23 protein-coding genes are annotated in these 21783 nt (G+C 67.9%); 12 read left to right on the top strand and 11 right to left on the bottom strand.

The genetic code is table 11. The features are described 5' to 3' along the window. Positions 1-64: 64 nt before the first annotated feature. Positions 65-1207 carry an SPFH domain-containing protein gene (locus tag HLAC_RS03010; protein WP_012659841.1) on the bottom strand — a complete coding sequence of 381 codons (1143 nt, stop codon included), beginning with the start codon at positions 1205-1207 and terminating at the stop codon, positions 65-67. Between the two features lie 146 nt (positions 1208-1353). Here HLAC_RS03010 and HLAC_RS03015 point away from each other — a divergent pair, with 146 nt between their 5' ends. Further along, complete coding sequence (locus tag HLAC_RS03015; RefSeq protein WP_012659842.1) at positions 1354-2139, top strand: protein sorting system archaetidylserine synthase; 786 nt, start codon at positions 1354-1356, stop codon at positions 2137-2139. 117 nt (positions 2140-2256) lie between these two features. On the opposite strand, the gene psmB is transcribed toward HLAC_RS03015, so the two are convergent. Together psmB and HLAC_RS19180 are read right to left on the bottom strand one after the other, a co-directional pair. Next, a complete protein-coding gene (gene psmB / locus HLAC_RS03020) occupies positions 2257-2988 on the bottom strand; it encodes an archaeal proteasome endopeptidase complex subunit beta (RefSeq protein ID WP_012659843.1) in 732 nt (243 codons plus the stop codon). Between the two features lie 481 nt (positions 2989-3469). Then, complete coding sequence (locus tag HLAC_RS19180; protein WP_012659844.1) at positions 3470-3643, bottom strand: hypothetical protein; 174 nt, start codon at positions 3641-3643, stop codon at positions 3470-3472. 347 nt (positions 3644-3990) lie between these two features. On the opposite strand from HLAC_RS19180, the gene HLAC_RS03025 reads away from it, so the two are divergent. After that, entirely contained in the window at positions 3991-4677 is a 687-nt protein-coding gene (locus HLAC_RS03025) for a uracil-DNA glycosylase family protein (RefSeq protein WP_049933186.1), read from the top strand. Between the two features lie 340 nt (positions 4678-5017). Here the strand turns inward: HLAC_RS03025 and HLAC_RS03030 are convergent, their stop codons facing one another. The 4 genes from HLAC_RS03030 to HLAC_RS03045 form a co-directional block, all read right to left on the bottom strand. Continuing rightward, entirely contained in the window at positions 5018-6187 is a 1170-nt protein-coding gene (locus HLAC_RS03030) for an asparagine synthase C-terminal domain-containing protein (protein WP_012659846.1), read from the bottom strand. A 5-nt stretch (positions 6188-6192) separates the two neighbouring features. Beyond that, complete coding sequence (locus HLAC_RS03035; protein WP_012659847.1) at positions 6193-6876, bottom strand: PHP domain-containing protein; 684 nt, start codon at positions 6874-6876, stop codon at positions 6193-6195. A gap of 540 nt (positions 6877-7416) precedes the next feature. Then, entirely contained in the window at positions 7417-7683 is a 267-nt protein-coding gene (locus tag HLAC_RS03040) for a DUF7513 family protein (RefSeq protein ID WP_012659848.1), read from the bottom strand. Beyond that, positions 7680-9338: a Na+/H+ antiporter NhaC family protein gene (locus HLAC_RS03045; protein ID WP_170933345.1), complete on the bottom strand. Its 1659-nt coding sequence runs from the start codon at positions 9336-9338 to the stop codon at positions 7680-7682. Before HLAC_RS03045 ends, HLAC_RS03040 begins: the two co-directional genes overlap by 4 nt. 388 nt (positions 9339-9726) lie before the next feature. Between HLAC_RS03045 and HLAC_RS03050 the strand changes: the two genes are divergently transcribed. The 4 genes from HLAC_RS03050 (at position 9727) to HLAC_RS03065 (ending at position 12545) form a co-directional block, all read left to right on the top strand. After that, positions 9727-10197 (top strand): 30S ribosomal protein S15, encoded by a 471-nt coding sequence (locus HLAC_RS03050; RefSeq protein ID WP_049933188.1) that lies wholly within the window; start codon positions 9727-9729, stop codon positions 10195-10197. Positions 10198-10309: 112 nt separating this feature from the next. After that, the gene (locus tag HLAC_RS03055) at positions 10310-11590 is read left to right on the top strand and encodes a hypothetical protein (protein ID WP_012659851.1); all 1281 of its coding nucleotides are present in this window, start codon (positions 10310-10312) and stop codon (positions 11588-11590) included. After that, positions 11587-11901, top strand: a complete 315-nt coding sequence (locus HLAC_RS03060; RefSeq protein WP_012659852.1) for a KEOPS complex subunit Pcc1 — start codon at positions 11587-11589, stop codon at positions 11899-11901. Before HLAC_RS03055 ends, HLAC_RS03060 begins: the two co-directional genes overlap by 4 nt. After that, a complete protein-coding gene (locus HLAC_RS03065; protein WP_012659853.1) occupies positions 11898-12545 on the top strand; it encodes a 30S ribosomal protein S3ae in 648 nt (215 codons plus the stop codon). The genes HLAC_RS03060 and HLAC_RS03065 overlap by 4 nt, the downstream gene beginning before the upstream one ends. A 468-nt stretch (positions 12546-13013) precedes the next feature. On the opposite strand, the gene HLAC_RS03070 is transcribed toward HLAC_RS03065, so the two are convergent. Beyond that, positions 13014-13553: a GNAT family N-acetyltransferase gene (locus tag HLAC_RS03070; RefSeq protein ID WP_012659854.1), complete on the bottom strand. Its 540-nt coding sequence runs from the start codon at positions 13551-13553 to the stop codon at positions 13014-13016. A 114-nt stretch (positions 13554-13667) separates the two neighbouring features. On the opposite strand from HLAC_RS03070, the gene HLAC_RS03075 reads away from it, so the two are divergent. Next, positions 13668-13946, top strand: a complete 279-nt coding sequence (locus tag HLAC_RS03075; RefSeq protein ID WP_012659855.1) for a DNA-directed RNA polymerase subunit L — start codon at positions 13668-13670, stop codon at positions 13944-13946. Between the two features lie 133 nt (positions 13947-14079). Next, positions 14080-15108, top strand: coding sequence for a glycosyltransferase family 4 protein (locus HLAC_RS03080; protein WP_012659856.1), 1029 nt, complete (start codon positions 14080-14082; stop codon positions 15106-15108). Positions 15109-15148: 40 nt separating this feature from the next. Here HLAC_RS03080 and HLAC_RS03085 read toward each other — a convergent pair whose 3' ends face one another. Continuing rightward, positions 15149-15469, bottom strand: coding sequence for a DUF7510 family protein (locus tag HLAC_RS03085; protein WP_012659857.1), 321 nt, complete (start codon positions 15467-15469; stop codon positions 15149-15151). A gap of 188 nt (positions 15470-15657) precedes the next feature. Between HLAC_RS03085 and HLAC_RS03090 the strand changes: the two genes are divergently transcribed. The 4 genes from HLAC_RS03090 (at position 15658) to HLAC_RS03105 (ending at position 20050) form a co-directional block, all read left to right on the top strand. Then, the gene (locus tag HLAC_RS03090; protein ID WP_012659858.1) at positions 15658-16932 is read left to right on the top strand and encodes a Single-stranded DNA binding protein; all 1275 of its coding nucleotides are present in this window, start codon (positions 15658-15660) and stop codon (positions 16930-16932) included. Beyond that, positions 16929-18581 carry a hypothetical protein gene (locus HLAC_RS03095; RefSeq protein ID WP_012659859.1) on the top strand — a complete coding sequence of 551 codons (1653 nt, stop codon included), beginning with the start codon at positions 16929-16931 and terminating at the stop codon, positions 18579-18581. Before HLAC_RS03090 ends, HLAC_RS03095 begins: the two co-directional genes overlap by 4 nt. Beyond that, the gene (locus HLAC_RS03100; protein ID WP_012659860.1) at positions 18581-19399 is read left to right on the top strand and encodes a metallophosphoesterase; all 819 of its coding nucleotides are present in this window, start codon (positions 18581-18583) and stop codon (positions 19397-19399) included. Before HLAC_RS03095 ends, HLAC_RS03100 begins: the two co-directional genes overlap by 1 nt. A 75-nt stretch (positions 19400-19474) precedes the next feature. Then, a complete protein-coding gene (locus tag HLAC_RS03105; RefSeq protein WP_012659861.1) occupies positions 19475-20050 on the top strand; it encodes a putative phosphothreonine lyase domain-containing protein in 576 nt (191 codons plus the stop codon). A 52-nt stretch (positions 20051-20102) separates the two neighbouring features. Here HLAC_RS03105 and HLAC_RS03110 read toward each other — a convergent pair whose 3' ends face one another. Further along, positions 20103-20576 carry a PhlB family protein gene (locus HLAC_RS03110; protein WP_012659862.1) on the bottom strand — a complete coding sequence of 158 codons (474 nt, stop codon included), beginning with the start codon at positions 20574-20576 and terminating at the stop codon, positions 20103-20105. Beyond that, positions 20573-21733 carry a thiolase family protein gene (locus tag HLAC_RS03115; protein ID WP_012659863.1) on the bottom strand — a complete coding sequence of 387 codons (1161 nt, stop codon included), beginning with the start codon at positions 21731-21733 and terminating at the stop codon, positions 20573-20575. Before HLAC_RS03115 ends, HLAC_RS03110 begins: the two co-directional genes overlap by 4 nt. Positions 21734-21783: the final 50 nt, after the last annotated feature.

A 21783-nucleotide genomic window follows, 5' to 3' on the forward strand; every position in this document is an offset into this window, starting at 1 on the left:
TGGACGGTGTCACACGATCGACGCCGGTCGTAAAATCGTTGACGACGGCGGTGAAAGGTCTCGCTCAGCTCTCGCGCTCGGTCTCCACGTCCTCGTCGACGGCCTCTTCGTCCATCTCTTGGATGACCTCGTCGGCCGACTTGATGTCTGCGCCGGCGCCGCCGGCCTTGACCGCCTCAGCCTCCTTTTCTAGCTCCTCGACGTCCATCTCCGCGGACTCCTCGATCTGGCCGAGGATCTCGTCGATGTCGTCGAGCCCGAGCATCTTCCGGGTGTCGGCGTCGAACTCCTTGCCGTCGAGCCCCTCCATCTCCTGAACGTCGGAGCCGGACAGCGCCTTGCCGTAGCGACCGACGAGGCTGGTGAGCTCCTGCGGGAGTACGAACGTCGTGGATTCGCCCTTCCCGATCTCCTCTAAGGTCTCCATCCCGCGCTCGATGATGGCGCGCTCGCCCATCGACTCGGCGGAGCGGGCGCGGAGGACGGTCGAGATCGCGTCACCCTGCGCTTCGAGGATCTGGGACTGCTTTTCACCCTGTGCGCGGATGATGTTCGACTGTTTGTCACCTTCGGCCTGCTCGACCGCGGAGCGGCGTTCCCCCTGCGCTTCGAGGATCATCGCGCGGCGGCGGCGCTCGGCAGAGGTCTGCTGCTCCATCGCCTGCTGGACATCCTTCGAGGGGTTGACCTCGCGGACCTCGACGCTCTCGACGCGGATCCCCCACTCGTCGGTCGGTTCGTCCAGCTCCTTGCGGATCTTCGCGTTGATCTCTTGGCGCTTGTTCAGCGTGTCGTCGAGTTCCATGTCGCCGAGGACGGCGCGGAGCGTAGTCTGCGCGAGATTCGAGACGGCCTTCTTGTAGTCGTCCACTTCGAGAAACGCCTTCTTGGCGTCCATCACCTTGATGTAGACGACCGCGTCCGCCGTCACCGGCGAGTTGTCCCGCGTGATCGCTTCTTGGCGGGGAACGTCCAGCGTCTGGGTCCGCATATCGAACGCGTAGGTGCGGGAGACGAACGGTGGAATGAGGTTGATCCCGGGTTCAAGCAGCTTCCGGTACTCGCCGAACACCGTGAGTGTCTTTTTCTCGTAGGCGTCGACGATCTCGAACGACTGCCAGAGCGTGATGACCACGAGCAGCAGGAAGAGCAGCCCGACGCTCACCAGGCCGAACCCGAGGCCGGATTGGAGGGTAATCGGATCCATGTCACGACGTTAGGCCATCCTGTTCTTAATACTTCGGCCGACGTCGGACAAACTCCTCGCGAATCGCACGGCTCCACCCGCCCGCCGGTGATCTATGCGCTCCGCAGATAACAAACCCTAAAACCCGGCTCGGCGACCAATCTCGTATGTATTTGCGGTTCGTCGGGCGGCTCGGGCTCGCGGACGCGGTGACGGTGGCGAACGCGGCGGTCGGCTTTCTTGCGGTCGTCGCCGCCGCCGTCGATCCTCAGCTCGCGGCCCGTCTCATCCTGCTCGCCGCAGTTGCGGACGGGCTCGACGGGGTCGTGGCACGCCACCGCGGATCCACTGACGCCGGGCCGTACCTCGACTCGCTGGCGGACGTGGCGTCGTTCGGGGTCGCACCCGCCGCACTCGTGGCGTTCGTCGTCCTCGACGCACGCTCGTTCGCGACCGATCCGATCCTCGTCGCCGCCGGCGTCGGCGTCGCGGCCCTGTTCGTCTCGATGGCGGTCGCCCGGCTCGGGATGTACACGGCCTACGACGCCGACGAGCGCGAGACGGTGGGCGTGCCGACGACGTTGGCGGCGACGGTGCTCGCCGCGGCCGTCATCGCCGGCTACACCGCTCCCGCGTTGCTCATCGCGGCGACCGCCGCGTTCGCGCTGCTGATGGGGTCGACGGTCACGTACCCCGACCTCCACGCGCAGGACGCGCTCGTGATGGGCGTCGTGCAGGCGGCCGTGATCCTCACTCCGGTCGGCCACATGGTCACGTCACTCCTCCCGGCGTGGATCGGCGAGGGGTTCGCGTTCGCGCTGCTGTTCCTCTCCGTCGGCTACCTAATCCTCGGACCGCGATTCTACTGGGGCGACGGGATCCGGTCGCCGACGGACGTGGAGGACGCGAAAGACGCGACGGACGCCGACGCCGTTGAAGACCGCGGCGCCTGACTCGTCAGGTTCGGAAGTCTGTTCGATCGGTTCAGTCGGTTCTAACGAGAAAAAGCGAAACGACGAAAAATACTGACAGAAGCGGATCTACGTCGATTTCGACCGGAGCGACCGCGTCTACAGCAGGTCGTCGAAGTCCTTGTAGCGAGTGATGTCGACGCCATCGTCGGTGACGACGGCGACGTTGATCCCGTTGCCGGACGCGAGGTCGCGCTCGACGGCAGACTGGATCGCCTTCGCGGCCATGGTCTTGGCCTCGTCGACGGTCACGTCGTCGTCGTACTCCTGTTCGAGGACACCAAGGGCGTACTGGGAGCCGGAGCCGGTGACGGTGTACTCCTCCTCAGTCGTGCCGCCGAGGGCGTCGATGGAGTAGATGTGGGAGCCCTCGTCGTCGACGCCGCCGAGGATCGGCTGGACGATGTAGAACGCGCCCGATCGGAGGAGGTTCCCGGTGAGCGTCGACAGCGCCTCCATGGACATGTCCTTGCCGCGGCGGGTTTCGTAGAGGCTCGTCTCGGCTTTTAGCGTCGAGATGAGGTTCTGGGCGGCGGAGACCGAGCCGGCGATGGTCAGCGCGCCGCGGGGATGGACCTCCTCGACCTTCTGGACGTCCTTCGAGGAGACCATGCCGCCGAGAGAGGCGCGCATGTCAGTCGCCATCACGACGCCGTCGGCGGTCTTGATGCCGACCGTCGTGGTCCCGGTCTTCATTTCGCCCTCGCCGTCGGCCTGCGCCGCGCGGCGTTCGCTGTGTTCGAACTCGCCAATCTCCGGTCCGAAGACGGGCTGATCGCGGCCTAACTCCTCGGCCGGCCCGTCAGAGAGGTCGCCAGTCGGTGTTCGCATTACGCCTTCGTTGGCCCGGCGCGCTGATAAAGGCAACCCTTCGGGGACCGACCGCCGGTTCCGACGGGTCTATGCGTTGGCGAATGCCTCGATGCCATTTATAAGCAACTAGGTACGCGAACCAACCGCGAACGCGGTGATTTTGGTCCGTCTCGACGCTTCCCTCCGGCTCACACGAATTGTTCGTCTCGGATCGCATGTGGCGGCGCGTGCCCGTGAGCGGCCGTCAGGCCGCGAGCGGCACGCGCGAGGGAGCCCGCGGCCGCCTCTGGCGGCCGCGGCGAGGCTGGGGAGGCGTGAGGCTGCGGTTACCGTGCGGTGTGAGCCGTCCTCGGCGGCTGGGGCTTTGGAAGTGATCGCCTTCCCAGCACTGATCGCTTATAAACAACGACCGGATCCGAATCGGCGACGCTCCTGAGAAGCGGGCGCTTTTGAAAAGGAACTGTCCGAAAACGGAGCGGTTACGACGGCGTCGACGCGTTCACTCTTCGGTGGCCTCGTACACTTCGCCGGTGGTCTGGACGAGCCGGCCGATGGGGACGTTGATACCGAGTTGCTTACGGGCGAAAACGGCCACCGGGAACAGCGAAATCCCGGCGGCAACGGTCGCCTGGTGCAGCCCGAAGAGGGCCGCCGTACGGATGCGGTCGAACATGGGTCTTCGAACGACCGGAGCGGAGGAGTGTATATATATCTTTCGAGGTGTGTAATTCGTCGACCTCGACGCAGTCACGCGATTTCGAGTTATAGAGTAACGATCGTGAAATATATTCGAGTGGCTGTCACGATCTGGATATCCACGGCGGTGCGAACCCCGCTCGTTTCCATAAGTTATGGGTATCCACTGCGCCTCGTGCGCCTCGCATCTATGGGGTCTTGGCGGAGTTCGAGGCAGATATCTCGGCGGTCCTCGTAGTCGTGTTCGAGGCTCGGACCGGAACCCTGACCGGCTCCGATCGTGGACCGAACGCGATTTAACCGATCCGTCGCCTATCACGCGGCGTGCAGAACGTTACGGACCGAACGCGAAACCCGTTCGGGATGCGCCCGGACTGCGAGTCGTTCGTCCCCGGCTACGGCGACGCCAACGCCGACTTTCACGTAGTCGGCGACCACCCCGGCGTCCACGGCGGCGTCGACGCGGGCATCCCGTTCACCGGCGAACCGTGGTCGACCGCATTCCTCTCGGCGCTGGCCGAGGGAGGCCTGATCGGGGGGTTCGACGACTCGGCGGATGACCCAGCGACGATCGACGACTCGGCAGACGGCGCCGAGACCGCGGACCCGATCGTCGCTGACCGGACGTTCTTCTCGTACCTCCACATGTGCGTCCCCGACGGTGTCCCGGACGAGGCGTCGTACAACGACATGGAGCGGTTTTTCGACGCGGAGCTCCGGGCCATCGCGGCCCACGTCCTCCTCCCGGTCGGCGCCCGCGCGACCGACCACGTCCTCCAGCAGTACACATCGCGTGCGCACAAGACCGAGATCGACATGGACGCGCTCCACGCCGAGGAGCTGCTCGGGTCCGGGTGGCTCGTCCTCCCGATCAAAGACCCCGCGGAGTGGACCGAAGGCGACGGCGACCGACTCGCCGCGGCGCTCCGCGAGCTCCAATCGACGGACTTCCGTCGCGAGAGCGACCTCGGTCGCTTCATCGCGGGCAGTGAACCGTATCTCGTCAGGTGACGCGTCGCGAGACGCGGTTCGCGGTCGCTTACTGTTAACGACCCGACCCGATCACCCCCTCGCTCCGATCCCTAGGTCGGATGCATGTGCGGTTCCGCTGCGGCTTTGAGGTTCCGATCGGATCGTTCGAGCGGAATTACCCACATTAGTGTCTGAACGTCACCCTCACACCGACCGCTGCTGTCATATTTGTCACTACTCCCCGAATTTTATACTAGTCACCGCTATTCGACAGTAGACGCCCGATCGATCGGGCGTCGGCCGTAGGACTGGTACTCCATACGGTGGCTTGGTCAGCACCGGCCCTCACGGGCCGTTTTTCGCGCCGCTTGGTCCCCGCCTACTGCTCCGCCAGCAGCGCGTCGAGGTACTGCCCGACGTGGTCGTCCATGCGTCGCTTGAACCCCGCCCGCCGCGCGAGCCGGTCGATCTCTCGCGAGACGTACGTGCCGTACTGGACCGCCTTCTTGTCGGCCGTCCGGACCGACTCCGGCACTCGATCGGTTGCCGCCCGCCGGAGCGCGACCTTGCGCTCGTCGTCGCTCGCGAGCAGTTCGCCCGGCAGCGCGAGCGCGGCCGCAACGAGCCGGTCGTCCAAGAGCGGCGCGACCGGCTCGACCCCGGCGGCGCGGAGCGCGAGCACGTCGCGATCGAGCTGTTCCGGAAGCGTCCGGACGGTCTCAGTCCGTGCGCCCCGCACCGTCTCCGCTGCGACGCGGTCGTCGCCGGCGGGGTTGACGACCTTGCTGTAGCCACCGAACAGCTCGTCGGCGCCCTGTCCCACCGCAAGTCGATCGATACCGTCCGTCGCGGCCGCCTCCGCCGCGAGATACAGCGGGACCGCGATCGCGACGTCCATCGGATTGCGCCGTCCGGTCGCCGCGGCGACCGCTCCGACTGCGCGCACGAGGTCGTCGTGAGTGATCTCGACGACTCGGAGATCAAGTTCCATCGCCGTGGCGGCCTCGCGAGCGGCCTCAATGTCGTGACAGCCCTCGAAGCCGGCGACGTAACACGGCGCGTCCGGGACCGCGGCAGCGACGACTCCGGAGTCGATGCCGCCGGAGAAGGCGACCGCGAGGTCGTTTCTGTTCGCCTCCGTTTTGATCTCGCCGAGCACAGCGCCGAGTGCCTCGTCGACCGCGGCCTGTCCGGACTCTGCGTCGACCGGCTCCTCGTCCGGGAGCGACCAGACGCGCTCGGCCCCCGCACTCGACGCGACGGTCCCGGCTGGAACGGGTTCCGGGTCGTCGAGGTCGGTCCGATCGAAGCTCCAGATACCGGAGTCAGTAGGATCACCCCCAGACGCCGGATCCGCGCCGCCCCGCTCGACGAACAGTGGCTCGCGGCCGAGGACGTCACGAACAAGTACCGGCCCCTCGCGGTTCGGGGGATCGCGGAGGAGTCCGGCGAAGCCGCGCCCGCCGGGGAGGGGGTCGCCGCCGCGGAGGGCGTCGCAGATGCGATCGGGTGACGCGCCTCGCAGATCGGAGGAGGAAGGGGTCGTCATCGCAGTCAGCGGAGCGCGTTCAGCGCGCGGAGCGCGCGGCGCTTGGCGCCGCCGCTGAACTGGCGGAGCGAGACGCGCCACGGGGTTCGTTTCCCGACGACGCTGGTTCGTCCGTCGGCGATCCCGTTGAGGATCGCCTCGGCCGAACGGTCGTCGGCGCCGACCTCGGTTACGGCCTGTCCCACCATCTCCGAGATGTGGGCGTCGCTGCCGGCGGTCATCGGAATCCGGTTCCGGATCGCGAACTTCTCGGCCTGCCGGTTCGATCGCCCGGTGAACAGCCGGGAGTTGTACACTTCGAGGGCGTCGGCGCTCGCCAACTGTTCGTCGGTGATGTGAGCGGCGACGCCGTGGCGGGACTTCTGGAAGGGATGGGGAATGACCGCGATCCCGCCCTGGTCGCGGATCCGATCGAGCGTCTCGTCATACGGGAGCCCGCTCTCGACGCGCTCGCTGATGCCGAACGCGAGGATGTGGCCGGCCGCGCTCGTCACCTCCATGCCAACGATGCCGACGAGCCCGTAGTCGGGGGCCTTCTCGGCCGCCTCGATGCTGGCGTCGATCTCGTCGTGGTCCGTAACGGCGAGCGCGTCCAGTCCGACCGCCGCCGCCTGCTCCAAGAGGAGGTCGACCGGATCGCGCCCGTCGTAGGACAGCGCGGAATGCGTGTGCAGCTCGACCGATAACACGCGCTTGACTTCGGGCGTGGTCTTCAAAAGCGCCCCGGTCCGGCGCGGTTCGCGTCGATATCGATGAACGACTCCTCACACGGCGACGCGATAATTAAAAGGAAAGTGCGGTGGCGCGTGCCTGCGAGTGGCCGAAAGGCCACGAGGAGCACGCGCGAGGGAGTCGGTCGTCCGGAGCGAAGCGACGGGCGACCGACGAGGCTGGGGAGGCGTGAGGCTGTGCGGTGCGGCGGGCGGGACTCAAAGGGAAGTCGCCGGCGGCTCTGCCGCCGGCTGCCAGAGGCGCGAAGCGCCTCGCTGCCACGAGGACGAAGGCGCGGGAGGTAAGGACCGCAAGAAGCGAGCATCGTGAGCGACTGAGGACCGAAGCGACCGCACCGAGTCCTCGTGGCTGGGGCTTTGGAGGTGTTCACCACGGATTCGCAATCAACTATTTATATGCGAGCGGCTGAGGCTTTACGAGCAGCCACCGTATCACCGATCGACGGAGTGTGAACGATCGAGTCGACAACACCAGAAAAACGGTCTCCCTCAGACCGATCAGAACGCGCTTTTGCCGACCGTCTCGCGGTACGTCCCGGTACCGCGGTGGCCCGCCTCGTCCCACGTCTCGACCACGACCAGCACGCGAGTGTTCACGGCGTCGGCCGGCGCGTCCTCGATCCGGAGCATTGAGTCGCCGATGCGGGCGACGGCGTCGCCGCCCTCCGTGCCGGTGACCATCACCTCGATCACGTCGCCCGGCTCGTAGTCGGGAGTCGACTCTCGGAACGAGAACCCGGCGAAGAACTTGTCGAAGCGGCTCATGCGCGCGACACCTCCTCAGAGGTCCGGTCGGGAATGTACTCCCGCCCGAATCCGGTGATCGCGGCTAGCAGGAAGACGATCACGAGGAACCAGCCGTGGAACACGTACGGCACGACCTCGATGGGGTTGACCACCATCTCGGGGCCGTACTGGGCGCCGAGTCCGTCTGGACCGACCATCACCTGATACCCGACGAGGACGCCGCCGGCCCACGGGAAGATGTACCCGAGCGCGGAGGTGTTCGCGTCCAAGATGTTCGCCCGCCGGTAGCCGTTGATGTTGAACTTCTCGCCGATCCGCGCGATGTACGGCGCGATCGCGATCTCCGCAGCCGTGTTGATTGTGATCATCCCGTTAATCGTCGCCGTGCCGAGGACCATCGTCAGCTCGGCGCGGCGGACGTTGGTCGCGACGGAATTGAGCAGGAATTCCTGGATCGCCGCGAACCCGCCGCCGCGGATCATGATCTGCGCCATCGACACGATCAGCAGCGTCAACACGATGAGCGGGAAGAAGCCGATCGCGCCCGAGTAGAGGCTCCCGCCCACGCCCGCGGTCTCGCCGACCACGACGAACGGCAGCGCGGTGAACCTCCCGGCCTCGGTCACGGTGAACGCGAGGATGTCGCTCACCGACGAGAGGCCGAACGCGATGTTGAACGCGACGGCGACGACGATCCCCCACGAGATCGCCTCAACGATGTGCCGTCCCGCGATCGCCGTCGCGATGACGATGCCCATCGAGAACAAGTGAACCAGACCGAGCGCAGTCGCTGACTCGCGGAGCGCGACCGACCCTTCGAGGCTCGCTCCCGACAGCGCCGACCCCATGATCAGGTAGGCGATGAACGCCGGGATAGCCGCCGCAATCGCGTATTTGAACCGCGAGGCGACGACGCCGCCGATGTCGGCGTCCTGCGTCACCGCGCTTACGATCGTCGTGTCGCTGACGGGCGCGAGGTTATCGCCGAAGACGGCGCCCGAAAGGATCGCCGCGAACAGCAGCACCGGGTTCGCGCCGATGAGGACCCCGGCTGGGAAAAAGAGGGTCACGAACGCGATGGTGGCACCGTACCCCGTCCCGATCCCGGTCGCGAGCAGGCCACAGAGGACGAACGCCGCAGCCGGGAACGTCGCCGCGCCGACGTTCAAGGCGTCGGCGGCGAAGATGAGTCCCTCGACGAATCCGCCGACCTGTAGCGTGTCGGCGAACATGCCGGCCCACAGCCACGCGACGATCGCCGTCGCGGCGACGCGCTGGGTCATCCCCTCGAAGATGGTGTCGGCGTACACCTTCCAGTCTCCGCGTACGAAGAACATCCCGAGGATCGTCCCGAGCAGCGCCCCGATGACGAGGCCCTGCGTGTCGCCGATGCCGAGGACACCGCTCTGGAAGATGGCCCAGGTGATGAAGAAGGCGAGCGGGATCGTGCTCGCCCACTTCCCGCCGTAGAACGTGATCCGCGGTCCTGAGTCCGTCCCCGTTCCCGTCTCGGCGCTGAGCCCCCCGTCGGTCACGAGTTCGTCGTCGTTCGCGGCCCCACCGGCGGTCATGGTCTCGTCAGTTGCGCCGGATCCGCCCCCACCGGGGGCGTCGCAGTCGGGTGGTTCGTCGCCGGTCCGATCGATCGGGTCGCTGTCGGATGGGTCGGTCATGTGTCTCTCCCACGCACTCGGTAATCGACGACCTACGTAAACCCTCGTGTCCTGTTCCGTCAGCCTCCCGTCTCCGCCCGCGTCTCGTCTCCGCCCGTGACTCCGTTCCTCGATCTCCGTATCCATCCGAGCGCCCCACAAGAACACGCTTAAGAACCCCGACGACGACCCCTCACACGGGAACAGCACAGCTGCAGATCCGACGCGCCGGGGCCTCTTCGCCCACGGCTTGGGAATGTAGCAGTGCGCCGACGCCTCCGGCGTCGCGGTCGGACCGTCCGCTCACGCGGGTTGTCCGGTCGGACTGCTCGATCCGCGAGCCGTCCGTCAGCCGCGTCGCGCGGAGTCGCGGTCACGTTGCGGTTGTGCCGTTCCAATCAGATACACAATGGCACGAATGCACACGCGCCGTCGCGGTTCGTCCGGTTCGGACAAGCCGGCGACGGACGAGAACCCGGAGTGGAGCGACGTCGACGCCGAGGACATCGAGTCCCGCGTCGTCGAACTAGCGGAGCAGGGCCACGACCCCAGCGTCATCGGACTCAAGCTCCGTGACGAGGGCGTCAAGGGCGTTCCGGTGCCCGACGTGAAGCTGGCCACCGGCAAGAAGCTCACCGATATCTTAGAAGCGCACGACGCGGATTCGGAGTTCCCCGAGGACCTCCGCAACCTGATGGCCCAGGCCGTCCGCCTGCGCGAACACATGGCGGAGAACGGACAGGACCACCAGAACAAGCGCTCGCTCCAGAACACGGAGTCGAAGATTCGCCGCCTCGCGAACTACTACCGTGGCGACGAGATCGACGAGGAGTTCACGTACACCCACGAGCTCGCCGCCGAGCTCCTCGAAGACGAGTAGCGACTCCGACGGGAACGGCTCCGACGAGTAACCGACACGACGCGACACCGAGTCGCGACAAACCGACGTGACGCATCGACCCACGACCACACCACACGACCGCACCCACTCAATGACCGAAGCGACATCCGCCACGCCCGCCCCCGACGCCCTCGCCGACGTCCTCGCGGACGCGCCGTTCGCCCGGCTCGTCGCGACCGACGACGGTGACGCGGTAGCAGCCGCCGGGCTGCTCGCGCGGGCACTGCGGGCGGTCGGCACGCCGTTTCAGGTCCGCGTGTCTCGCGATCCGGTCCCCGACGCCGGCGACGACGCCGTCGCGGTGACAATTGGCGCGGACCGCGGCCCGCACGCGATTCCCGGTTTGGGGCGCCCGGCGAGCACGGACGCGTTCGCGATAGCGCGCGCGCTCGGCGTCGACCCCGATCCGGTCGTCGCCCTTGCGGGCGTCGTCGCAGCCGGCTCCGTGCCCGGTACGGACGGCTCCGGTGACGCACTGGAGGCGGCCGAGCACACGGACCGCGTTCGCCGACGCCCTGGCGTCGCGCTCCCGACCGTCGATCTGGCGGACGGGCTCGCGGCCTCGATGCTCGTTCGGACGTCGTACTCCGGCGATAGCGAGGCCGCGCGCGCAGCGCTCGCGGATCTCGGACTTCCGGCCGACCTCGACGACGACGCACACCGGCGACTCGCGTCGCTGGTCGCCGTCGACGTTGCGGACGCCGAGGGTGCGAGCACACGGGCCGCCTCTGCGGTCGAGCGCGCGCTCCGCCCGTACGCCACGGTCGGAGACGCGGCACCGTTCGAGACGGTCGGCGGCTACGCCGACGTGCTCGACGCGCTCGCCCGCGAGGCTCCCGGTACGGGAGTCGCGCTGGCGCTCGACAGCGATCCGGGCGACGAGCTTCGGGCCGCCGCGCTCGACGCGTGGCGGTCGCACGGACTCGCCGCGCACCGCGCGCTCGACGACGCGACGATCGGCCGGTACGACGGCTGTCTCGTCGCGCGCGTCGCCCTCGCGGGAGGCGACCGCTCGGAGGAGGACGGAGACGCCGCGCCTGACGCGGCCGCCGTCCTTCCGACGGTTGCTCGACTCGTCCGCGACTTCCGGTCGCCGGAGCCCGTCGCCGTCGCGGTCGACGAGGCCGCGGGCCGGCTGGCTGCTGCCGCGACCGGCGGGGGCCGCGCAGCGGGCGGCGCGACCGCCGAGCCGATCGGGCTCGGCGACGCCTGCCGGTCGGCGGCAAGCGAGGTCGGCGGCGACGGCTGGGGGACCGCCGACCGTGGCGGGATCGCAGTCGGCACCGCCGACGAGGCGGACAGGATTGAGGAGCGCGAAGCGACCGACGGCGACATCACGGGCGCGCTCGCCGCGCTCAGGGAGGCGCTATGAGCGGAGAATCCGCTCGGAGCGAGGCGTCCAGCCGGACGGCGACCGTCCGGACGACCCACGCCGACGCCGCCCTCGTCGCCGCCGCGCTCGCTCCCGACGAGACCGATTCGATGACCACCCGCGTCGACGGCGACGCGATCGAGTGCGTCGTCGAGCGACCCACCACTGGTGGGCTGCGGTCGACCGTGGACGACCACGTCGTGAACCTACGCGTCGCGGACCGACTCGTCGAGCGCGCGAGGGCGCACCTCGCGGCCGACGACGGAGGGCGCCGCTCCGACACCAACGGCGACACCGACACCAACACATGAGCGAACGATCCGTATCCAAGAGCAGAGAACAGAAGCGCTGGTACTCCGTGCTGGCGCCCGAACAGTTCGACCGGCAGGAGCTCGGCGAGACCCTCGCCGAGGAGCCCGACCAGGTCGTCGGCCGTACGATCACGACGACGCTGGGCGAGCTGACCGGCGACTCCGGCGCGAACAACACGAAGCTCACGTTCAAGATCACCGACGTGGGCAGCGACACGGCCTACACCGAGTTCATCAAGTACGAGCTCACGCGGGACTACCTGCGCTCGCTCGTCCGCCGCGGCGCCTCGAAGGTCGAGGCGTCGATCACGGTGCTGACGACGGACGACTACCGCATCCGCGTCCAGCCCGTCGCGCTGACGACGAAGAAGGCCGATCGCTCGCAGGAGAAGGCGATCCGCCGCGTCATGATCGACAAGGTCCACGCGGCCGCCGAGGACCGGACCTTCGAGTCGTTCGTCGACGCCATCGTCGAGGGGAACCTCTCGTCGGCCATCTACGGCGACGCGAAGCTCATCTACCCGCTTCGCCGCGTCGAGATTCAGAAGCTGACGCTGGAGGCGCGGCCGTCCGAGGTCGCCGCCGAAGAGGAGACTGCCGTCGACGTCGACGCCGACGAAGTGGCTGTCGACGCCGACGAGTAACGCCTCACCGAGCGTACCCGCAGTTTTCCCGTTTATCAGTCGCGTAGCGGCGGTGCTGCCACAAGATGTTGGGAGTGAGATCGGATGCGGTAACCCCTTCTAAATAGAATTGATAGAGAAACTGTGCGGGTGCGGTGGCGCGCGCATGTGAGCGCCCGAAGGGCGCGAACAGCGACGCGCGAGGGAGTCGCTGGCGCCGTCGGCGCCAGCGACGAGGCTGGGGAGGCGTGAGGTGCGGTTGCGGTGCTGGCGGGGCGGGGGACTCAAAGGGGCAGCCGCGAGGCGAAGCACGCCGCAGTAAGCACCGCACGAGCGTCGCGAGTGCGGCGCGCAGCAAGGCGCGCGAGCCCTCGCGGCTGGGGCTTTGGAGGTGTTCGCCGTCGATCCGGTGTCAACGACTTATAAGCGAGCGGCTGGGGCTTTGGAGGTGGTCACCCTCAAACGGTCATTAACCGCCTATAAACGCACTCACTCCACGTCTCGCGTTAACTGCTTGCGATACGGCTCGAACCCCTGGTTCTCGTAGAACGCCATCGCTCGCCCGTTATCGACGTCGACGTCGAGCCGGAGTTCGCCGCAGTCCTGCTCGCGGGCGTCAGCCGCAGCACGCTCCATCAGACGGTCTGCAAGCCCGGTACCACGGTACGGCTCAGCGACGTAAATCTCCCCGACGACGAGTCTATCAGACCGGTCGAACGGGTCGGGACACTCGTCGACGCTCGTCAGCAACAGGCCCGTCAGTTCGAGGTCGGGATGTGTAACAGACACAGTCGCGGGGTCGGCCTCGGCGTCATCGGGCACCCCCACCGCCACCCATCCCCGGTTGCCGTCGTCTTCGAGCCGGTTTCGGGTGAACTCGACGTTGCGCTCGACGAACCGCTCGTCGGGCCAGTCGGCCAGCGCGTGGGCGTCGACGGCGGCCGCGAGGTCGCGGTGATAGGGGAGCCACAACTCGGCCGCATAGCGGCGGAGGGCATTCTCGTCGGTCGGGAGGCGTCGGATTTCCATGCCACCGACTGCGTCCACGTCACTTAAAAGGGCTGCCGTGGCGTGTGGATAATCCGCAACCACCGATATCCGGGAGACGAAACCTTGAAACGCGCCTCGGGCGAATCGCTAGGCATGGAACTGCGGGTCATCGAGAAAACCGACACGGAACTCCGCATCGAGATCGCCGGCGAGGACCACACCTTCATGAACGTGCTGAAGGGCGTCCTGCTGGAGACCGACGACGTCGCAGCCGCGACCTACGACATGAACCCCGAGCAGTCCGGTGGTCAGACGGAACCGGTACTGACGGTGAAATCCGAGTCCGGTGACCCGCTCGACGTGCTCGCCGAGGGAGCGGAGTCGATCACCGACCGCACCGGCGCGCTGCGCGACGCCGTGAAGGCCGCCTGAATCGGGCTCGAGGAAAGCCGCTGCGCATCTTTTTATATTCTCCCGACGTGCGGCGAGCCGCTCGGCCGCGCGAAGTAGGGGCATACCTAAGTGCCGACTCCCAAAACGTGGGGGTATGCCGCCGAGCGTACTCATGCTGGGATGGGGGTATCCGCCGAACATCACCGGCGGGCTCGATGTCCACGTCGGTGAACTGTTCTCCGGGCTCCGCGACGACCTCGGGGTGGATGCCACCCTCGTGTTGCCCGCGGAGTTCGCGCCGGACGACGAGCCCGGGATCGAGCCCGTCGAGACCGGAGAGGGGGACGTCGCGGACCGCGTCGACCGCCTCAGCGACCGGTTTGCCGAGCTCGCCCCCGACCACGACGTGATCCACACGCACGACTGGTTCGGGTACGGTCCCGGCCGACAGGCCGCTCGCGCGTCGGACGCGACGTGGGTGTCGTCGTTCCACTCGCTCGCGAGCGACCGCAATATCAACCCGCCGACCCGAGAGGTCGAGACCGAGCGCCGCCTCGCGAACGCCGCGGACACCAACATCGCGGTCAGTGAACTCGTCCGCGAGGACATCCGCGAGCTGTACGGCGCCGACTCCCGAGTCGTGTACAACGGCTTCTCGACCCCGACGTTCTCCGGGAAAGACGTCCGCGAGGACCTCGGGATCGACGGGGAGATGGTCTTCTTCGTCGGCCGACACACCGACCAGAAGGGGATCTCGCACCTGCTGTACGCGATGCGCAAGCTCCGCCGTCCCGGCGTGACCCTCGTCGTCGGCGGGTCGGGCCACCAGACCGACCAGTTGAAGCGGTTTGTCGAGCTGCTCGGCATCGAAGAGCGTGTCGAGTTCGTCGGCTACGTCCCGGAAGCAGAGCTCGGCGACTACTACGCCGCCGCGGACGCGTTCGTCTCACCCTCGTACGCGGAGCCGTTCGGCATCACGATCACCGAGGCGCTGGAGTCCGGGACGCAGGTCGTCGCGACCCGGGCGGGCGTCGCGGAGGTACTGCCGGACGGCTGTCTCGTCGAGGTCGAGGTCGATTCTGAGTCGATCGTCGACGGGATCGCAACCGCGCTTGACCGCGAGCAACCCCCGGAGTACGAGCGCCGCGAGTGGTCGGAAGTCGCCGAGGACACGCTGGCGGTGTACGAGGACGTAGCGTAGGCCTCTCGAAATCCGTTTTCTCTCGGTCTGTTTCCGTCGCCTACTCGTCGTCGCCGCGGTACACGTCGAACTCGGTGGCCGTCTCCGGATGCGTGATCCGGAACCCGTCCGCGGTCTCGACCACGCCGCGAGTGCTTCCGGACCCGCCGCCGTACGGGCTCTCCTCGCCGTCGATCCCGCTTCCGCCCTGATACGGAGAGGTGTACGGCGAGTCCGACACGGGCTCGTCGAAGCCGGCCGGCGGGAGGTAGATCCGCTCGCCGCTCGCGGACCGAACGACGACGGCGACGTCGCGAGTCCCGGTCACGTCGATGACGGTTCGCTCGTCCGTGACGCGCGTGTCGATGTCGATTTCGTCCATACCTCACGTTGCGGACGGGGGCGGTTTATCCCTACCGGCCAGCGAGAGTGGGGCGGTCGGCGTCGTCATGTCGGTTCGCTGGTGGTCGTGTCGGTTCGCTGGTGGTCGTGTCGGTTCGCTGGTGGTCGTGTCGGTTCGCTGGTCGGGGTGGTGAACCCTTTTGTGCGGTCGCGTCGAATCCCGACCCGATGGACGTCAACAGCCATGCCGAGGAGCTCGCCTCCGACCTCGGTGTCGACAAAGAGGAGGTCAAAGCCGACCTGCAGAACTTACTGGAGTACAGCGTCCCGATCGACGAGGCCAAACAGAGCGTCCGCCGGAAGCACGGCGGTGGGGGTGGTGGCTCGACGCCGACGCCAGATTCGGTCGACGTGGACGAGATCACCACCGACCACGACGGCGTGACGGTGACCGTCCGCGTGCTCACGCAGGGAACCCGCACGATCCGGTATCAGGGCGACGATCTCACGATCCGTGAGGGGGAGATCGCCGACGAGACCGGCGTCATCTCCTACACCGCGTGGCAGGACTTCGGGTTCGAGCCGGGCGACTCGCTGACGATGGGTAACGCCGGCGTCCGAGAATGGGAGGGCGAGCCGGAGCTCAACCTCAATGACTCCACCACCGTTGCCATCGCCGACGAGACGGTCGAGGTCGACCAGGAGGTCGGCGGCGACCGGAGCCTCGTCGACATCGCCGCGGGCGACCGCGGCCGCAACGTCGAGGTCCGCGTGCTGGAGGTCGACGAGAAGACCATCTCCGGGCGCGACGGCGAAACGGAGATCCTGGAGGGCGTCGTGGGCGACGCCACCGCGAAGCTCCCCTTCACCGACTGGCAGCCCCGCTCCGAACTGGAGCCGGGCGCCGACCTCCGGATCGAGGACGTGTATGTCCGAGAATTCCGCGGCGTGCCGTCGATCAACCTCACCGAGTTCTCGACGGTCACTCCCCTCCCCGACCCCGTCGAAGTTGCGGAGGACGCACCCCGCCTTTCGGTCGCCGACGCGGTCGCCTCCGGCGGGATGTTCGACGTGGAGATCGTCGGCAACGTCCTCGAAATCCGGGACGGCTCCGGGCTCATCGAGCGCTGTCCGGAGTGCGGCCGCGTGGTCCAGAACGGCCAGTGCCGGAGCCACGGCGACGTGGACGGTGAGGACGACCTCCGCGTGAAAGCGATCGTCGACGACGGCACCGACACCGTCACCGTCGTCCTCGACGACGAGCTCACCGCCGAGGTGTACGGCGGGGGGCTCGACGACGCCCTCGACGCCGCGAAAGACGCGATGGACAAGGAGGTCGTCGCCGAGGCGATCGCCGATTCACTGGTCGGACACGCCTACCGCGTCCGCGGGAACCTTTCGGTCGACGACTACGGCGCCAACCTCGACGCCAGCGAGTTCGCGCTCGCGGATGACGACCCCGCCGATGCCGCCCGTGCCGCGCTCGCGGAGGTGGGCGAATGAGCGACGACGGACCGGGCGCCCGCGAGGTCGCTCACCGCGTGTTCGCCGCCGAGTTCGACGACGCCTCCCTCTCGTACTCCGAGAGCGACGAGGAGCGCGCCCCGAACTACGTCGTCACCCCGACCGGCGCGCGCGTGAACCGGCTGTTCGTCGCGGGCGTGCTCACCGAGGTCGAGCGCGTGAACGACGAGACGCGTCGCGGGCGGGTCGTCGACCCATCCGGCGCGTTCGTCACCTACGCCGGCCAGTACCAGCCCGAGGCGCAGACGTTTCTCGAACGCGCCGAGCCGCCGGCGTTCGTCGCGCTCACGGGCAAGGCACGCACCTTCGAGCCGGAGGACTCAGATCGGGTGTTCACTTCGGTTCGCCCCGAGAGCCTCAACGCGGTCGACGCCGACACCCGCGATCGGTGGGTCGTCTCCGCCGCGGAGGCCACTCTCGACCGACTCGCCGTCTTCGCGAAGGCCCTCGACTCGGAGCTCCGCGGCGAGGAACTCCGCGTAGCCCTCGAAACGGGCGGCGCACCGGCGGCGCTGGCGGCCGGGATCCCGAAAGCCATCGCGCACTACGACACCTCGACCGCCTACGTCGAGGCGCTCCGGCGGCTCGCCGTCGACGCCCTGAAGCTGATCGCCGGCGACCGCGACGAGGTGCGCTCACCCGATATCGCCCCCGATGCGGGCGGTGAGGCCGCCATCGGCGCGCTCCCGGAAACGGACGTGACGATCGAGGCGCCGGCGGAACCGGTCGCCGACGATGGGGCGGTGGAATCGGAATCCGAGTCTGTCGCCGCCGAATCGGACGAGTCTGCCTCTGAGCCGGAACCCAACGCTGAGTCGGAACCTGCGGTGACAGGTGACGAGACGGCCGACTCAACCGAGGCCGACTCAACCGAGACCGACTCAACCGAGACCGACTCAACCGAGACCGACTCAATCGAGACCGATACTGAGGACACCGCCGTGTCCGTCGAAACCGAACCGTCGGATTCCGGTTCCGATGCTGCTGGATCCGTCGACGCCGGCCCCGGCTCCGCCGACTCCGAGTCTGACGACGAGAGCGGTGGGCTCGGGGACTTCGACGCCGGGACCGACGATACCGAGACCGACGAATCCGGGACGGACGACGCCGAGGCCGACCTCGACGAGCCGTCGTCCGAGCCCGGCTCCGACGAGATGTACCAGCTCGACGACGAGGAACGCGAGGAGATCGAGTCGGAGTTCGGCACCGACTTCTCGACCGGAACCGAGGTCGACGAGCCCGGCGAGGCCGACATCGACGTACCCGATCCCGAGGAGATAGAGGAGTCGCCGACCTCGGTGGGCGCTTCGGAGTCCGCCGGGGCCGACGCACCCGCCGGAAGCGCTGACGAGGCCGCAGCGGAGCCCACCACTGATTCGGAACCAGAGAGCGAAGAGCCGGCGGGCGACGAGACGAGCGATGCTGACGCCGACATCGACCTCGAAGCCGCCGTTATCGACGCGATGGGTGCGCTCGACGACGGCGCCGGCGCCGATCGCGAGGCGGTCGTCGAGGCGGTCGTCGACGACCACGGCGTCGCAGCCGACGCGGTCGAGGACGCGATCCAGGACGCGCTGATGAGCGGGAAGTGCTACGAGCCCGGCGACGGCACGCTGAAGCCGATCTGATGGCACCGGGCGCGTCGCCCGCCGTCGAGCCGGTGGTCGGCGAACCGGCGGCCGTGGCCGATCTCGGCGACCGGCGCCTGCTGCTCGTCGCCGACGTGCACGCCGGTATCGAGGTCGGGCTCCGCTATGAGCGCGGCGTCGAACTCGATAGCCGTGCAGACGAGCGCCGCGAGCGGCTCTGTGGCCTCATCGCCGAAACCGACGCCGATCGATTGGTAATCCTCGGCGACCTCGCGCATCGGATCGCGGCGCCGGAAGGCGACGAACGCGAGGAGCTCGTCGAGCTGATCCGGGCGGTCACGGATCGCGTCCCGATGACGCTCGTCGAGGGGAACCACGACGCCGGGGTCGCTGAGGCGTTCGCCGACGACCTCGACGTGATCGGAGCGGGCGGGGGCGTACTCGGCGGCGACGGCGGCGAGCGCGACGACGACACAACCACAGGTACCGGCGTTGGCGTCCTCCACGGCCATACGTGGCCGAACCCGGAACTGCTCGACGCCGACGTGGTCTGTATGGGACACGAGCATCCGCAAGTGCGACTGGAAGATGCGGTCGGCGGCTCGCGAGTGGAGCGCGCGTGGCTCCGGGGCGAACTCGATCCGACGGCGTTCGTGAAAGACGGTGAAGTCGACCCGGCCGCCGCCACGGATCCGCCCGAACTCGTCGTCTTCCCCGCGTTCAACGAGCGCTCCGGCGGGACGTGGGTCAACGTCGACGGCCAGTCGTTCCTCGCGCCGTTCCTCCCCGACGCACTCCCGGCCGGCGACGCATACCTACTGGACGGGACCCGGCTCGGCGACTTCCGACGGATCTGACGGAACCGATAGTCCCGCCGATCCGCTACCCTCTCGCGGCGAGGACGTTTTCTCTCGCGAAACGAAACGGGCTCCATGGTCATCGACCGCGCGCCGACCGAGATCGACGAGGCGGGATGGCACTGGCTCCGGGTCAAACACGTCACGGGGTTCCCGCGCAACGCCCGCGACGGCTACTTTCCGAGACACTCCGTGACGCGGCCGGCGGCGACGACAGCGGCGGACTTACCGCCGATCGACGCCGAGCGGGAATCGCTCCCGGCCGACGCGGGGACCGTCGCCGATGCGGACCGGCTCGCTCTCGAAACGACGTACCTGAGTGGGAAGTGGCTCGTCGAGCGCCCGTCGGAGACGGTGGACGATCTCTGGAACGCAGTCGTTGAGGACGTCGCGGCCGAGCAGTTCTGGGACGCGAAAGTCTCGACCCGCGCCGGCTGCGAGGCGTTCGGCGAGGCAGACCACGCGGTGCTCGTGTTCACGCCCAACTACTTCGATCGGGAAGACATTGACCGAGTGCGACGCCGACTCAGAGATGCTCACGGGGTGACCGAGGAGATCCGGTACCGACCCGATGTGTACACGCTCGACGGGATCCACGAGGGGACGCTCGGCGAGCTCACAGACACGGAGTCGGCGCGGTTCAGCGCTTGAGAAGACGACAGCAGAGACGGGCCGTGAATCGCGAGACGGTTCGCCCGGTCAACTACTCGACCGGACGGAATCGGAACCCGTCCCAGTCCTGGCTCTCGGGCTCGCGGATCCCGGCGCCCGGCTCGCGGAGTTCGTCGGCGTAGACGGGCTCGACCCGGTCGCCGATGTCGACGTCGAAGGTCTCCCCAGAGCTGTCCTCGCGTTCGGCGATCTGTCCGAGCGCGCGGACCGCCGGCCCGTCGTACTCGTCGTTCATGTCGAACTCGACGATGGCGAGGGTGTTTGGCTCGCGAACGCCCGGGGGCGTCGCCATCGAGGTCGTCCACGTGAGGACCCGCCCTCCGTACTCCCGGAGGTCGACCGTCCCGACGCGCTCGGCGCCGTTCGGGCTCACGGTGTGAGGCGGGTACGTGACGGTGCCGTCCGCGTACTCGGCGGCCTCGAAGGCCGGTTCGGCGCTGTCCGTCTGGTCGTCGGTGTCGGTCGCGGTATCGGTCGCAGTGTCGGTCGCTTCGTTGTCGCTCATTGGTTACCCTCCAGAATCGTCGTGGTCACGCAGTTCCCGAACCCGCCGACGTTGCAGGCGAGTCCCGTGTCGGCCTCGACTTGCCGCGGGCCGGCGTCGCCGGTGACCTGTTTGAATATCTCGTACACCTGTGCGACCCCGCTGGCGCCGAGGGGGTGCCCCTTCGACTTGAGCCCGCCGGAGGTGTTGATCGGGAGCTCGCCGTCGCGGTCGGTGACGCCCTCCTCGACCGCCTTCCACCCCTCGCCCTTCTCGAAGAAGCCGAGGTCCTCACTCTGGAGGAACTCGAGGATCGTGAACATGTCGTGGAGTTCCGCCACGTCGATGTCGTCCGGGCCGATCCCGGCCATTTCGTAGGCGATATCGGAGGAGTCAGCGACCCCGCCCATCGTCGTCGGGTCCGCGCGCTCGTGGACGACGTGGGTGTCGGTCGCACCGCCGATCCCCGAGATGACCGCGTACTCGTCTTCGGGAACGTACTCCGCGGCGACGGATTCGGGGCAGAACACGAGCGCGGCGGAGCCGTCCGTGATCGGACAGAAGTCGTACAGCCGGAGGGGGTCGGCGACGATCGGCGAGTCGAGGACCGTGTCGAGGTCGACCTCCTTCTGAAACTGCGCGTGGGGGTTGTCCACGCCGTTTTTGTGGTTCTTCACCGCGACCTTTCCGAGACTCTCGCGGGGGGCGTCGTACTCGTCGAGGTAGAGTCGCGCCGTGAGCCCCGCGAAGGAGGGGAGCGTGACGCCCTGTTTGTACTCGACCGGGTGGGTGAGCGACGCGATCACGTCGGTCGCCTCCGCGGTCGTCCGGTGGGTCATCTTCTCGCCGCCGACGAGCATCGTCAGATCGCTCGTGCCAGAGGCGATCGACTGCCACGCGGCGTACACGCCCGCACCGCCCGAGGAGGATGTCTGGTCGATCCGGGCGGTGTACGCTGGGGTGGCGGCCAGATCGTGGGCGAGCGCATTGGGGACGCCGGTCTGGCCTTCGAACTCGCCGCTGGCCATGTTCGAGACGTACAGGTGATCGAGGTCGTCGCCGTCAATTCCGGCGTCGTCGAGCGCGGCCGCGCCCGCCTCCGCCAACAGCTCTCGCACCCACGCGTCGCGTTGCCCGAACTGGGTCATCGACGCGCCGATGATCGCTACGCGTTCCATACGCGTGGGTCCACGGCGCCCGCCTAAAGCGTACCTCTCCGCGGTCGTTC

The sequence above is a fragment of the Halorubrum lacusprofundi ATCC 49239 genome, from assembly GCF_000022205.1.
Lineage (GTDB): Archaea > Halobacteriota > Halobacteria > Halobacteriales > Haloferacaceae > Halorubrum > Halorubrum lacusprofundi.

Bases quoted from the DNA above. Each gene is read 5' to 3' on its own strand.
- HLAC_RS03010 (WP_012659841.1), bottom strand. From the start codon at position 1,207: ATGGATCCGATTACCCTCCAATCCGGCCTCGGGTTCGGCCTGGTGAGC.
- HLAC_RS03015 (WP_012659842.1), top strand. From the start codon at position 1,354: ATGTATTTGCGGTTCGTCGGGCGGCTCGGGCTCGCGGACGCGGTGACG.
- psmB (WP_012659843.1), bottom strand. From the start codon at position 2,988: ATGCGAACACCGACTGGCGACCTCTCTGACGGGCCGGCCGAGGAGTTA.
- HLAC_RS19180 (WP_012659844.1), bottom strand. From the start codon at position 3,643: ATGTTCGACCGCATCCGTACGGCGGCCCTCTTCGGGCTGCACCAGGCG.
- HLAC_RS03030 (WP_012659846.1), bottom strand. From the start codon at position 6,187: ATGACGACCCCTTCCTCCTCCGATCTGCGAGGCGCGTCACCCGATCGC.
- HLAC_RS03040 (WP_012659848.1), bottom strand. From the start codon at position 7,683: ATGAGCCGCTTCGACAAGTTCTTCGCCGGGTTCTCGTTCCGAGAGTCG.
- HLAC_RS03045 (WP_170933345.1), bottom strand. From the start codon at position 9,338: ATGACCGACCCATCCGACAGCGACCCGATCGATCGGACCGGCGACGAA.
- HLAC_RS03050 (WP_049933188.1), top strand. From the start codon at position 9,727: ATGGCACGAATGCACACGCGCCGTCGCGGTTCGTCCGGTTCGGACAAG.
- HLAC_RS03055 (WP_012659851.1), top strand. From the start codon at position 10,310: ATGACCGAAGCGACATCCGCCACGCCCGCCCCCGACGCCCTCGCCGAC.
- HLAC_RS03060 (WP_012659852.1), top strand. From the start codon at position 11,587: ATGAGCGGAGAATCCGCTCGGAGCGAGGCGTCCAGCCGGACGGCGACC.
- HLAC_RS03065 (WP_012659853.1), top strand. From the start codon at position 11,898: ATGAGCGAACGATCCGTATCCAAGAGCAGAGAACAGAAGCGCTGGTAC.
- HLAC_RS03070 (WP_012659854.1), bottom strand. From the start codon at position 13,553: ATGGAAATCCGACGCCTCCCGACCGACGAGAATGCCCTCCGCCGCTAT.
- HLAC_RS03075 (WP_012659855.1), top strand. From the start codon at position 13,668: ATGGAACTGCGGGTCATCGAGAAAACCGACACGGAACTCCGCATCGAG.
- HLAC_RS03080 (WP_012659856.1), top strand. From the start codon at position 14,080: ATGCTGGGATGGGGGTATCCGCCGAACATCACCGGCGGGCTCGATGTC.
- HLAC_RS03085 (WP_012659857.1), bottom strand. From the start codon at position 15,469: ATGGACGAAATCGACATCGACACGCGCGTCACGGACGAGCGAACCGTC.
- HLAC_RS03090 (WP_012659858.1), top strand. From the start codon at position 15,658: ATGGACGTCAACAGCCATGCCGAGGAGCTCGCCTCCGACCTCGGTGTC.
- HLAC_RS03095 (WP_012659859.1), top strand. From the start codon at position 16,929: ATGAGCGACGACGGACCGGGCGCCCGCGAGGTCGCTCACCGCGTGTTC.
- HLAC_RS03100 (WP_012659860.1), top strand. From the start codon at position 18,581: ATGGCACCGGGCGCGTCGCCCGCCGTCGAGCCGGTGGTCGGCGAACCG.
- HLAC_RS03105 (WP_012659861.1), top strand. From the start codon at position 19,475: ATGGTCATCGACCGCGCGCCGACCGAGATCGACGAGGCGGGATGGCAC.
- HLAC_RS03110 (WP_012659862.1), bottom strand. From the start codon at position 20,576: ATGAGCGACAACGAAGCGACCGACACTGCGACCGATACCGCGACCGAC.
- HLAC_RS03115 (WP_012659863.1), bottom strand. From the start codon at position 21,733: ATGGAACGCGTAGCGATCATCGGCGCGTCGATGACCCAGTTCGGGCAA.